Genomic DNA, 11,684 nt, shown 5'->3' with positions numbered 1-11,684 from the left:
CCCGCCCGCGCCGTCCGGCGCGAGCCGCCCCCGGCGCGCCCGCGCGAGACGCGCGTCGCCCAGGCGACGCCGCCGCCCGCGCCCGCGCCGACCCCCGCGCCGGCCCCTGCCCGCAAGAAGGACGTGCTCGACTTCGAGTCGAACGACGCGGCCCTCGACGACGCGCTCGGCGGCGGCTCGACCGCCTCCCGCCGGTCCGTCTACGTCCCCCCGCGCCCGGGCGGCGAGCTTCCCGCGAAGCTCAGCTCCGCGCAGATCAACGAGGCGGTCGCGCAGCGGATCGACAGCCTGCAGCGTTGCATGTCGGAGCAGAAGGCGCGCGACGCCGAGGCCACCGGCACGCTCAAGATGCGCTGGCTCATCAACGCCGACGGCTCGGTGCGCGACGTCAAGTGCCTCACGCCCGAGTTCGCGAGCGGCCAGTTCGCCCAGTGCCTCGCCGGCGTCGTGAAGAGCATCAAGTTCCCCCGCTCCACGACGAGCGGTCAGGAGGTCACCTTCCCGTTCCGGTTCTGATCCGACGGCCGTCGCGGGGGTGGCGCGTCGCGCGCGCCCCCGCGACAGGATGCCGCGCCGGACGCCGGCTCGAGCGAGCGGACGAGCACGCGGACGGCCCGCCGGGCCGGCTTGACCGGCGGGCGCGCCGCTGCCACTGTCCCGCGGACCCCGCGGACCAGGAGAGGTGGCGTTGCACACGAAGCTCGCGCCGGCGCCCACCGGCGGGTACCGACCTCTCGAGCGGATGGGCATCGCCGAGCTCGAGGCGCTGCGCGTGATCCTCCGCGGCGGCTCGGTCATCGACTGGCGCCGCCTCAACTTCCGCGATCGGACGGAGGTGGAGTCCTACCTCCGCCTGAACCAGTTCGACCACGACGACGCCCGCGACGTGCGGCGCCTGCGCGCCATCCTCGCCCAGGCCGTCGAGTACCTCCGCTCCGTGTTCGGCTACCGCGTCGCCGCGCCCGTCGCCGAGCCGGAGGACGTCCGAGACCTGTTCCTCCTCGCCTCGGGGACCCTCGATCCCCGGCGCTTCCGGCGGATCGCCTGCGTCGTGCTCAAGGTGATGCACGTGATCCACCACCTCGAGGCGCGCGAGCTCCTGTTCCGCACGCCGCTCCGCGAGTCCGACCTCGCGCAGCGCGCGCACCGGCGGATCATGACCGAGGCGGACCGGATGCGCGCGGCGGGCCTGCCGGTGGTCGAGTTCGCCGGCAACTCCAAGTCGCGCGACTCGCTCGTCACGAAGCTCCTCGCCAAGAAGGAGTCCGTCGCGGCCCAGGTGTTCGACCGCGTCCGCTACCGGGTCGTGACCGAGCGCACCGACCAGATCGCGCCGGTCGTGTGGCACCTCACCCAGACGCTCTTCCCGTTCAACTACGCGGTGCCCGGCCAGACGCAGAACAGCCTGGTCCGCTTCCAGGAGCTGCTCGCCGCCCACCCGCACGGACCGGCGATCGCCGCGGAGCTGCAGCTCCCTGCGGACCTCGAGCGGCGCGACCCGGCCGCGCGCCGGAACGAGTTCAGCGGCCGCGACTTCCGGGTCCTGAACTTCGTCGTCGACCTGCCCGTGCGGATCGACGATCTCCTGCCGCAGCTCGATCCCATGGCGGACGAGCTCGGCCGGATCGTGTTCTCCCTCGTCGAGTTCCAGGTCGTCGACGCCGCCACCGCGGCGCGGAACGAGGAGGGCGACTCGTCGCACGAGCGCTACAAGCGCCGGCAGCACCACCGCGTGCTGCGGCGGCTCTCGCGCGGGCTGGTCGTCCCGAAGAAGGGGAAGCGAGGTGGGGGATGAGGGAGACGACGAAGGACAGCCCGGTGGATCGGGGCGAGGTGGAGCTGCCCGGCCGCTGCCAGGTCTGCGGCGCCGAGGGGAAGACCATCGCGGTGCCGTCGGCCCCGCCGCCGAACGAGTTCTGCGCGCGCTGCGCGATCGAGTACGGCGAGGCGGTCGCGACGGACGAGGACGAGAGCTAGCGCGCGGACCCTCGCGCCCGGGCGTGGGGCGCGGACAGCGCCATCAGGTCCCCGCGGAGACCACGACGTCCGCCTCGAGCGGGAGCTCGACGGTGAAGTGGGCCCCCTCGCCCGGCTGGCTGCTGAGGACGATCGCGCCGCCGTGCGCCTCGGCGATCTGGCGCGCGATGAATAGGCCGAGCCCGAGCCCGCCGTAGTTGCGCGGCGAGACCGCCCGCTCGAAGCGGCCGAAGACGCGCTCGACGTCCGCGGGGTCGATGCCGATGCCCTCGTCCCTCACCTCGAGGCGGGCGACGCCCTCGGCCGCCGTCACGTCGACGTGCACGGGCTTGCCGGCGCCGTACTTGAGCGCGTTCGAGAGCAGGCTCGAGAGGAGCTGCTCGACGCGGAGCCGGTCGAACCGGCCGATGACCGGCGCGGGGGCCACGATGGACAGGAGGCAGCCTGCGCGGCGCGCGTCGGGCGCGAACCGCGCGCCGAGCTCCCGCGAGAGGCGGGAGAGGTCGAGCTCCTCGCGCGAGAGGCGCATGTGCCCGGAGGCGATGCGCGAGACGTCGAGGAGGCCGTCCACGAGGCCTGCGAGCCGTCCCGTCTGGCGGAGCGCCGCGTCGAGCTTCGCGGCGAGGCGCGGTTCGCAGCCGGCGAGCTCGCGGCCGAGCGCCTCGAGCCGGAGCTGCAGGCTCGTGATCGGCGTCTTGAGCTCGTGCGAGGCGACCGCCATGAACTCGTCGCGCACCCGCACCGCCTCGGAGAGCTCGGCCGCGAGCGCCTGCGCCTGCCGCTCCGCGGCGTGCGTGCGGAGGAGGGCGCGCAGGAGCGCGACGAGCTCGGCCGGCTCGAACGGCTGGACGAGGTAGGCGTCCGCGCCGGCCTCGAGCCCGTGGACGCGGTCGCCGGAGTCCACCAGCGCGGCGGAGGTGAGGAGCACCGGGACGGAGGAGGTGGCGGCGGACGCCTTCAGCCGGCGGCAGACCTCGTACCCGTCGATGCCGGGGAGCCGCACGTCGAGGACCACCGCGTCGGGCAGGGCCGCCGCGACGGCCGCGAGGGCTTCCTCGCCCGTCTCGACCTCGTCCACCTCGAAGGCCGCGCTGCGGAGCATGCGGGAGACGAGGTAGCGGGCGGCAGTACGGTCGTTGACGTTGAGGATGCGCGTGGGGGGCATTGCGGCGGGTGTCTCTCGCGAGGTCTCGGGTCGGGGCCGGTCGCCGCGGCCACGCGGTCGAGCCATGTGGGAGATTATGCGCGGAGTCCGCAGCGCGCTCGTCCAGGGCGCGCGTCCCTCGGCCTTCGGGGGGGCGGCGTGCGGGCGCTCGCCCGCCTCCGGAGCCTCACCCGGCGGCGGCGGCGAAGCTCACCGAGTCCGTTCCGTCGGTCCACTGCGCGTAGTGGAGGAGCCGCGCGCCGCGCCCGCTCGCGCGCAGCGCCGCGTAGATGGGGGCGACGCCGCAGAGCCGCCGGCGGGCGTCGTCGCGGACCGCGTCGCGGTGGAACCCTTCCGCGTCTCCAGCCGCGAGATACGAGAGCGTGCGCCGGTCGGCGGCGGCGTGCGCCGACAGCTCGGCCGGCGTGGGCGGGGCCGGATCGCCGTAGAGCGGGCCCAGGTGCGCGAGGTCGGCGGCGGCGACGAAGCAGACGCGCCGGCGGGCGGTCGCGGCGGCGAGCGCGGCGAGGAAGGGGCGCGTCGCGTCGGCCGGCGCGGCGAGGTGGGAGATGCTCGAGCAGAGCACCGGCAGGACCGTGAACGGTCGGCGCAGGAGGTGGCGCAGCACGACGACCTGGAGCTCCACCGAGTGCTCGTCGGCGTGGCAGAGCTCGTCGGCGAGCACCTCCGCCTCGCCGAGCCGCGAGGCGATCGCCTCCACCGCAGCGCGATCGGTCGACGCCGGGCCGAGCGGCGTCGCGTAGTCGAGGCGGGTGAGGGTGAAGAGGTGCGGCGGGGTCGCGTGCGCCGTGCCGAAGACGACGAACAGGTCGGCGTCGGTCGCGGCGAGCGCGCGGTAGGCGCGGGCGTAGCCGGCGGCGCCGCGCGGGTAATCGATGTGCGGTGCGACGAGGAGCCGGACCGGCCCGGACGGCGCGGGCGCGGCCCCGTCGCGGAGCCAGCCGTCGAGCGCGCTGCGGAGGGCGGCCGGGTCGTCGGGGTAGACCGCGCCGGCCCAGGCGGCGGGGCGGGAGGGGAGGGCGCGGAAGGTCGAGAGCGCGCCGGAGGTCTCGCCGTCGACCGCGCCGCCCATCGCCCGCTCCTACTTACGGCCGCGCTTGCGCGCCTTCTTGCGCGCCTGGCGCTCCGCCTTGCGCTTCTTGTTGCGCGCGTCGCGGTCCTTCTTGGACTCGAGCGCGATCGGCTCGGGCGCGTAGCCCATGAGCCGCGCGCGCGCCATGGCGCCCGCGGACATGGGCGGCGTGTAGCCCTTCGGCAGCCCCATCTGCTGCGCCATCGCCGCGTCGGGCACGAGCCCGCCCGACAGCGCGCGCTCCACCGCCTGCGCGTCGGCGCCGAGCACGTCCTCCATGCCCTTGCCCTGGAGCTTGCGCAGGCTCATGAGCTGCTTCACTCCGGGCAGCCGCGAGAGCAGGCCGGGGGCGGAGCCGATCTGCTTCATCACCCCGCGCATCGAGTTGTACTGCTTGAGGAGGTCCCGGACCTCCTTCTCGCCGCGACCCGAGCCGCGCGCGATCCGCTTGAGGCGCGCGTCGTTGATGACGTCCGGGCGCTGTCGCTCGACCTTCGTCATCGAGTCGACCATCGCGACGATCTTGGTGAGCGCCTGGTCGTCGAACTGGAAGCCCTCCGGCAGGTCGCCGAAGAGCGGGAACTTCTCCATCAGGTCGCCGAGGGGGCCCATCTTCCGGACGAGCCGGATCTGGTTCACGAAGTCCTCGAGCGTGAAGTCGCCCGAGAGGATCTTCTGCGCCTCGGCCTCCGCGGTCTCCTCGTCGACGTGCTGCTCGAAGTCCTTGACGAGGCCGACGATGTCGCCGAACCCGAGGATGCGGGAGGCGAGCCCCTCGGGGCGGAACTCCTCGAGCCGGTCGAGCGCCTCACCCATGCCGAGGAACTTGATGGGCTTGCCGGTGACCTCCTTGATGGAGAGCGCCGCGCCGCCGCGCGCGTCGCCGTCGAGCTTCGTGAGGATGAAGCCGTCGAGCGCGAGGCGGCGGTCGAACTCGGCCGCGGTCTTCACCGCGTCCTGGCCGATCATGGCGTCGGCGACGAGGAGGATGTTCTCCGGCGCGACGTTCCGCTTGATGTCCTCGAGCTCCACCATGAGCTCCTCGTCGACGGCGAGGCGGCCCGCGGTGTCGTAGATGACGACGTTCGCCTTCTCGCGCTGCGCCGCCTCGAAGGCGTGGAGGCACATCTCCGGCGGCGACACGCCGGGCTCGTGGAACACCGGCACGCCGAGCCGCTCGCCGAGCACCTTCAGCTGATCGACGGCGGCGGGGCGGTACACGTCGGCGGCGACGAGGAGCGGCTTCTTCCCCTCCTTGAGGAGCTTGTTCGCGATCTTGCCGGCGGTGGTCGTCTTGCCGGAGCCCTGCAGGCCGACCATCATCACGCCGGTCGGCCGGCCCCGCGCCGCGTCGCGGAGCGAGGTGTCGACCGGGCCCATGAGCGCCTCGAGCTCGTCGTGGCAGATCTTGACGAAGTGGTCCTGCGGCGTGACCCGCACGACGCCCTTCTCCGTCTTGACCTTGGTCTCGACGACCTCGCCGATGGCCTTCTCGCGCACGCGCGCGACGAAGCGCTTCACGACGTCGAAGGAGACGTCGGCCTCGAGGAGCGAGACGCGGATGTCGCGCAGCGCGTCGTCGACCACCTCGGGGGTGATCTCCGTCCGCCCCTTCAGCTTGTTCCGCGCTGCCTTGAACCCCTTGGATACGGTCTCGAGCATGGGACTCCGGGTGCCTCCGCCAGGGCCGGGCTTATAACACGGTGATGGCTGGGAATCCGCCCATGGACGTGGGTCCACGCTTCTTCACCGTCGAGGAGGCCAACGCGCTCGTGGCCGCGCTGGAGCTCGATTTCGGGCGCCTCGCGGCCGCGCGCGCCGAGCTCGCCCCGCTCGTCGAGTCGCTCGGCGGCGCCGACGTCGCGGTCGCCCTCCTCCAGGGAGGCGACCCCCCGGAGGGCAGGGAGGCGGACGCCGCCCGCCTCGAGCGGCTGGCGGGCGAGATCACCGCCGTGATCGAGCGCGTGAACGGCATGGGCTGCCTCGTGAAGGACGTCGAGATCGGGCTCGTGGACTTCTACGCGGTGGTCGAGGGCGAGCCGGCGTTCCTCTGCTGGCAGTTCGGCGAGCCGGCGGTGAGCCACTGGCACCCGCTCGAGGGCGGGTTCGCGGCCCGCGAGGAGATCGCCGGGGTGAGCGTCCGTCCGCCCGCGTTCCGGAACTGAGGGAGGGCGCCCCGGCGCCGCCGCCGTGCCGTTCGCGTACTACGCGCGCCTCTCACCCCGGGAGAAGGCCATCTACCGGGCGAGCGACGCGGTCCCGGCGATCCCGGTGCCGGGCGTCTCCTCGCTCCATCCGGACGTCGAGGCGCTGCGGGAGGCCCTCGCGCGCGACGACGGCGAGGCGGTCGCGCGCTCCTCGCTCGCGCTGTGCGCCGGGATCTCCCGGGCCCTCGGCGCGCGCACCCCGAAGCTCGAGATCCACGCCGTGCGGCCGAGCGCGGACTGGGGCGAGCTGCACGGCCTCTACACCCCCGATCCCGACGAGCCGCCCTGCATCCGCGTCTGGATGCGCACCGCCCGCCACGCGCGCGTCGTCGCGTTCCGCACCTTCCTCAGGACGCTCCTCCACGAGCTCGTTCACCACCTCGACCTCGAGGTGCTCGGGCTCGAGTGGTCGTTTCACACCGAGGGCTTCTTCAAGCGCGAGTCGAGCCTGTTCCACCAGCTCGTGCCGGAGGCCGCTCGCGGGCCGGCGCGGCGGGCGTGATCCAGGCGTCGCGCCGCGGTCCGGAGTCGAGCCTCAGATCCGGTCAGCCGCGGCGGCGGAGAGCTCGGCCACCGCCGAGAGCAGGTCGTCGATGCTGAACGGCTTCGGGAGGTAGCGGTCCGGATGGGCGTCACCGGGGGGCGACGCCGAGACGATGACTACTGGGATGCCCGCCAGGGCTGGGTCCGCGAGCTGCTCCTGGCGGAACTGCCACCCGCTCATGACGGGCATGAGGAGGTCGAGGAGGATGACGTCCGGTCGCGGGCCGTCGTGCAGCACGTCGAGCGCGTCCTGCCCGTTCTCGGCGAGCGCGACGTCGTAGCCCTCGCAGCCGAGGGCCTCGGCGAGCGCCTCCCGGATGTCGGGATCGTCCTCGACGATGAGGATGGCTCCGCGTGACCGCATGCGGCGGGCGACGGAGGACAGTGGGTGTGCCTGAGCTGGGATGAATGCCATCTTCGTGTCCCCCGCCGAGCCCGTGAACCGCCGCCACGCCACCGTGCCGTACCGACACGGAGAATGTCGCAGGGCGGAGCCCGGGCCTCGCGAGGCCGCTGAAGGTGCAAACGCGTTGCCCGAACCGAATCGTTCCGGGATCGTCAGTAAAGTCGACCCGGGCCACTTCTGGGACGCAGTGCGTCGTTGACGGGCGTGCGGGCGGGCCTCGCGCCGATCGCCAGCAGAGTCGGGATCGCTCGACCGTCCGCTAGCGCGACCGCAGCAGCAGGCTCTGGCCCACCCAGTGGCTCGCGAACTGGTACGCGATGCGACCGCTGCGATCGCCCTTCTGGTTCGACCAGGCGATGGCCGCCTCTGCCGCCTGCCCGTTCCACGCCAGCTCGGCGCCTGCCTTCTCGCAGAGCTTCGTGACCCACTGCCTCGCCACGGCCACGTACTCGTCCTGCGAGAAGGCGTGGAACCCGACCCAGATGCCGAACCGCCCGGAGAGCGAGATCTTCTCCTCGACTGCCTCGCCGTGGTGGATCTCGCTCTTGACGAGCAGCGCCCCGAGGTTGTCCGTCTCGAACTCCGGGATGAGGTGGCGCCGGTTGGACGTGACGTAGATGAGGACGTTCTCGGGCGGCGCGTACACGGAGCCGTCGAGCGCGCTCTTCAGCATCTTGTAGCTCGACTCGCCGACCTCGAAGGAGACGTCGTCCGAGAAGAGGATGAAGCGGTACGGCTTCCCGGCGACCTCGTCCACGATGGCGGGGAGGCTCACCAGGTCGTCCTTGTCGACCTGGATGATGCGCAGGCCCTCGGGAGCGTAGGCGCGCAGGAGCGCCCGCACGAGCGAGGACTTCCCCGTCCCGCGCGTCCCCCAGAGGAGGACGTTGTTCGCAGGGTAGCCGGCGAGGAACTGGCGCGTGTTCGCCTCGACGACGCGCTTCTGCTCCTCGATGCCGAGCAGGTCCGAGAGCTGGATGCCCTCCACGCTCGCGACCGGCTCGAGGTAGCCGGCGAACGAGTGGCGCCTCCAGTTCGCCGCGTGGCACCTCTCCCAGTCGAGCTTCTCGATCGGCTTCGGGAGCAAGAGCTCCATCGACGAGAGGACGCGGCGCAGCTGGTCTTGGACGTCGGGATCGAGCGGCATCGGGTGACGATAGCACCCGCGTCGGATGCCTCGCGAGAGCTCGGGCCCTCAGTGACGCATGCCCGAGCCGCGGCCGCGACGGTGCCGAGACCCGGCGAGATGGGAGAGTAGGGCCGCCCGGGATCGAACCGGGACGCCGCTTCCGCGGCAGCGGATTTTAAGTCCGCCGCGTCTGCCAGTTCCGCCACGGCCCCTCGATCGTCTCGTGCATTCTCGCCCGATCGTCCAGTCGAACGACAGCGAATCGTCGCGGTCGAGAGGGCAACGCTGGCCCTCCGTCGTGGCTGGCGGCGGCGTGCGAGCGTCGCGCGGGATCGGCGTTCCGGCGGAGCGGTGTCGAAACGACGTGGCCGAGAGCCGCGCCCGACCGGGAAGGCGCCGCGCGGGCACCTATCTCACGACCCCTGAAGCGTCGAGGCGCGCGACGAAGGCGTCCCGGGAGAAGGAGCCGCCCCCGAGCTCGTCCACGGCGCCGACGACGAGCACGCCGCCGTCGGGCTCGAGCGCTGCGCCGCTCGCGTACCCGCCGGCGGAGAGCGGGATCTCGGTGAGCCACGTCCGGTCTCCCTCGGCCGTGAACCGCGCCGCGAACGCGCGCGATCCGCCGCTCTGGAAGCTGTCCGAGTCGCCGCCGAGCTTGCCCACGAGCACCGCTCCGCCCGCGGGGAAGACCACGACACCTCTCCCGGTGTCGATGCCGGCCGTCACGATCGTCCTCACCCAAACGACGTGGCCGGTCGCGTCGACGCGCGCGAGGTACGCGTCGAGATCCCCCGTCGTCGCGGCAACGTACGCCTCCCCGCGCGAGTCCACCCCCACGTCGTCGGGTCCCGCGTAGTGGAGGATCGGCAGACGCGTGAGCCACGCGAGCTCGCCGCTCGGCGAGAGGCGCGCGACAAAGGACCCTCCGGCGCGCCCGACGACCACGATGCCGCCGTCCGGTGCGAGCACCGGCGCACGCGCGTAGCCGGTGTCGTCGCGCCCGAGCACGCGCAGCCACCGCCGCTTCCCGGTGGCGTCGTAGCGCGCGACCCAGGGTCCGCGCGCCGTCGGGTCGGCCGGATCGGGAGGCGGATACGACGAGCCCGCCACGATGAGGTCGCCGTCAGGCGCGAACACGGCGCCGTAAGGCGCCACCGCGCCGTCCGGAGACGAGAGGTCGAGGTGCCACAAGGGCTCGCCGCGAGGATCGCGCAGCTCGACGAACGCACCGCCCGATGCGACGAACCAGCCGGCGATCGCGATGTTTCCCTCCGCCGAGACGGCGAACCCGTCGATGGTGGCGCCGCTCTCGACGCCCACGTCGCGCGCTCCGAGGAACGCGCCCGTCTCGTCGAGCCAGGCGAGGAAGCCGTGGAGGTAGCTCACGTCGCTGGGGAGGTGGGGCTCGAAGGTGCCGATGCCGTTCCCGGCGACGAGCACGCCGCCGGACGGGAGCCGCACGACGAAGTTGCCGTCTTCCTGCTCGAACGGAACGCCGATGCGCCGCGTGCCCGCCCAGGCGAATGGTCCTGGTGTCGCGGGCAGGACGGTCGGGTTCGCCGTGGCAGGCTCGGTCGGGGTCGCCGGAGTCGGCAGCGGCGACGCGGGCTTCGCCGGAGTCGGCGTCGGAGTCGCGCCCGGGAGCGGCGTCGCTGGCTCGGCGGGGATCGGAGTCGCCGTCGGCGTCGCGTTCGGGGCCGGGGTCGAAGACGGAGACGCCACCGGGTCCGGGGCCGCGTCGGGTGCGGGTGTAGCAGGGAGCGGCGCCCTGCCCCCCGTACCGGTGTCACACCCCAGGCCGACCGCGAGCGTCACCACGCCGAGCCATCGTCGCATTCGAGCCCCTCCTTGCCGAGCAGGACTCATTCACGCGTCGTGCCGGTCGCACGTTGCGTGTAGCTCTTGCAGCGCGCGAAGGTCCGGAAACTCAGCAACCTCGGCGAAGGAACGCCGCGTCAACGGATGGAGACTTGGCGGGAGCGCTCACCCCCCGACCCGGCAGCGCGGGGCCGGGACGGCGGGCGGGCAAGAGCCGCTCCGAGGCGCTTACCACCACGCCGCGCGCGGGTGAGGTCCAGGCCTCCCGTGGGCGGCCCCTGGCGACGATGGCCAGCGCTCGCGAGGAGGGAGCGCTGCACGGAAGCCGCGTCACGTCGGGGCGCTCCGCGGCCCGCGGGCCGAGAGATCCCGCCGCAACGCGGCGCGGCGAGGGGCTGTGGGCGGAGCCCGCACACTTTGTGGATCCTCGACGTCACGGTGGGTGCACACTATGCTCGCCGTCTCTCCCTGGAGGTCACGAGATGAGCCAGCCCGCAATGATCCCCGCCCAGCCGCCGACGCCGGCACCGCTCGCCGTCGGCGCGGAGCGGCACTTCACCGTCGGCAACCTGCTCTCCCGCAGCTTCTCGATCTGGCGGAGGAACCTGGTGAAGTTCTCGCTGCTCGCGCTCGCGGTCTACGTTCCGGTCTTCGCGCTCGGCTGGGGCCTCGGCGTCGGCGACCTCTTCTTCCGGACGCCGGGCACGCAGGTGGACCCGGCGAGGATGTCTGCGGTCATGGGATCCTTCGCCGTCGTCTGGGTGGCCATGATGGTGCTCGCCCTCGTGCAGATGGCGGCGCTCACCTACGGGGCGATCCAGAGCCTCGCCGGCCTTCCGGTCCGGTTCGCGGACCTCCTCCGGGCGGGCCTGAGCCGCGCCCCGGCCGTGCTCGGGGTGGGCGTGGTCTGCTACGTCGCGCTGGTCCTCGGATTCGTGCTGCTCGTCGTCCCGGGACTGATCCTGCTGACGGCGATGTGCGTGTCGGTCCCGGTGGCGGTCGTCGAGCGCAACGGGGTCTTCGGCTCCGTGCGGCGCAGCTTCCGGCTCACGAAGGGCCGGCGCCTCGCCATCTTCGCCGCGTTCCTGGTCTTCTTCGTCGTGTTCATGGGCATGAGCGCGATCGTGAACTTCGTGTTCCCGCTCGTCGCGGCCCCGCTCGGTCAGGCGGCGGCCGTCGTCGGCCTCGGGATCTCCACCGTGGTCAACCTCGCCTTCGGGTCGCTCCCCGCGATCGCGCCCGCCGTCGCGTACCACGACCTGCGCGCCGAGAAGGAGGGCGTGGACACCGCCTCGCTCGTGAAGGTCTTCGGGTAGGGCCGGCCGTCGGCGGGCGCGATCCGCGAGGCGCGGATCGCGCCGCCTCCG

Annotated in this window: 12 protein-coding genes and 1 tRNA gene; 6 read left to right on the top strand and 7 right to left on the bottom strand. The window is 73.0% G+C overall.

What is annotated here, in order from left to right:
• The 3 genes from MNY62_RS13085 to MNY62_RS13075 all read left to right on the top strand — a co-directional run.
• The coding region (locus tag MNY62_RS13085; protein WP_242344619.1) for an AgmX/PglI C-terminal domain-containing protein at positions 1 to 516 on the top strand (516 nt) is incomplete at its 5' end.
• Positions 517 to 742: 226 nt separating this feature from the next.
• Entirely contained in the window at positions 743 to 1,795 is a 1,053-nt protein-coding gene (locus MNY62_RS13080; RefSeq protein ID WP_242344620.1) for a TIGR04552 family protein, read from the top strand.
• Entirely contained in the window at positions 1,792 to 1,977 is a 186-nt protein-coding gene (locus MNY62_RS13075) for a hypothetical protein (protein WP_242344618.1), read from the top strand. Before MNY62_RS13080 ends, MNY62_RS13075 begins: the two co-directional genes overlap by 4 nt.
• 43 nt (positions 1,978 to 2,020) lie before the next feature.
• Here the strand turns inward: MNY62_RS13075 and MNY62_RS13070 are convergent, their stop codons facing one another.
• The 3 genes from MNY62_RS13070 to ffh all read right to left on the bottom strand — a co-directional run bounded on the left by MNY62_RS13070 (position 2,021) and on the right by ffh (position 5,876).
• A complete protein-coding gene (locus MNY62_RS13070; RefSeq protein WP_242344617.1) occupies positions 2,021 to 3,142 on the bottom strand; it encodes a hybrid sensor histidine kinase/response regulator in 1,122 nt (373 codons plus the stop codon).
• A 166-nt stretch (positions 3,143 to 3,308) separates the two neighbouring features.
• A complete protein-coding gene (gene amrB, locus MNY62_RS13065; RefSeq protein WP_242344616.1) occupies positions 3,309 to 4,214 on the bottom strand; it encodes an AmmeMemoRadiSam system protein B in 906 nt (301 codons plus the stop codon).
• Positions 4,215 to 4,223: 9 nt separating this feature from the next.
• Positions 4,224 to 5,876, bottom strand: a complete 1,653-nt coding sequence (gene ffh / locus MNY62_RS13060; RefSeq protein ID WP_242344615.1) for a signal recognition particle protein — start codon at positions 5,874 to 5,876, stop codon at positions 4,224 to 4,226.
• Positions 5,877 to 5,920: 44 nt separating this feature from the next.
• Between ffh and MNY62_RS13055 the strand changes: the two genes are divergently transcribed.
• Positions 5,921 to 6,379: a DUF2203 domain-containing protein gene (locus MNY62_RS13055; RefSeq protein WP_242344614.1), complete on the top strand. Its 459-nt coding sequence runs from the start codon at positions 5,921 to 5,923 to the stop codon at positions 6,377 to 6,379.
• 25 nt (positions 6,380 to 6,404) lie between these two features.
• Positions 6,405 to 6,923 (top strand): hypothetical protein, encoded by a 519-nt coding sequence (locus MNY62_RS13050; protein WP_242344613.1) that lies wholly within the window; start codon positions 6,405 to 6,407, stop codon positions 6,921 to 6,923.
• Between the two features lie 33 nt (positions 6,924 to 6,956).
• Here MNY62_RS13050 and MNY62_RS13045 read toward each other — a convergent pair whose 3' ends face one another.
• From MNY62_RS13045 to MNY62_RS13030, 4 genes are all read right to left on the bottom strand, one after another.
• Positions 6,957 to 7,328, bottom strand: coding sequence for a response regulator (locus MNY62_RS13045; protein ID WP_242344612.1), 372 nt, complete (start codon positions 7,326 to 7,328; stop codon positions 6,957 to 6,959).
• A 301-nt stretch (positions 7,329 to 7,629) separates the two neighbouring features.
• A complete protein-coding gene (locus MNY62_RS13040; RefSeq protein ID WP_242344611.1) occupies positions 7,630 to 8,517 on the bottom strand; it encodes an ATP-binding protein in 888 nt (295 codons plus the stop codon).
• 108 nt (positions 8,518 to 8,625) lie between these two features.
• A tRNA-Leu gene (locus MNY62_RS13035) sits at positions 8,626 to 8,711 on the bottom strand.
• A 196-nt stretch (positions 8,712 to 8,907) separates the two neighbouring features.
• The gene (locus MNY62_RS13030) at positions 8,908 to 10,335 is read right to left on the bottom strand and encodes a hypothetical protein (protein WP_242344621.1); all 1,428 of its coding nucleotides are present in this window, start codon (positions 10,333 to 10,335) and stop codon (positions 8,908 to 8,910) included.
• Positions 10,336 to 10,799: 464 nt separating this feature from the next.
• Here MNY62_RS13030 and MNY62_RS13025 point away from each other — a divergent pair, with 464 nt between their 5' ends.
• Positions 10,800 to 11,633, top strand: coding sequence for a hypothetical protein (locus MNY62_RS13025; RefSeq protein ID WP_242344610.1), 834 nt, complete (start codon positions 10,800 to 10,802; stop codon positions 11,631 to 11,633).
• The last annotated feature ends 51 nt before the right edge of the window (positions 11,634 to 11,684 follow it).

The sequence above is a fragment of the Anaeromyxobacter terrae genome, assembly GCF_022690685.1.
In the GTDB taxonomy this organism is placed as follows: Bacteria; Myxococcota; Myxococcia; order Myxococcales; family Anaeromyxobacteraceae; genus Anaeromyxobacter; species Anaeromyxobacter terrae.
Note: the sequence above shows the minus strand (reverse complement) of the source record. Positions and strands in the feature narration are given on the sequence as shown.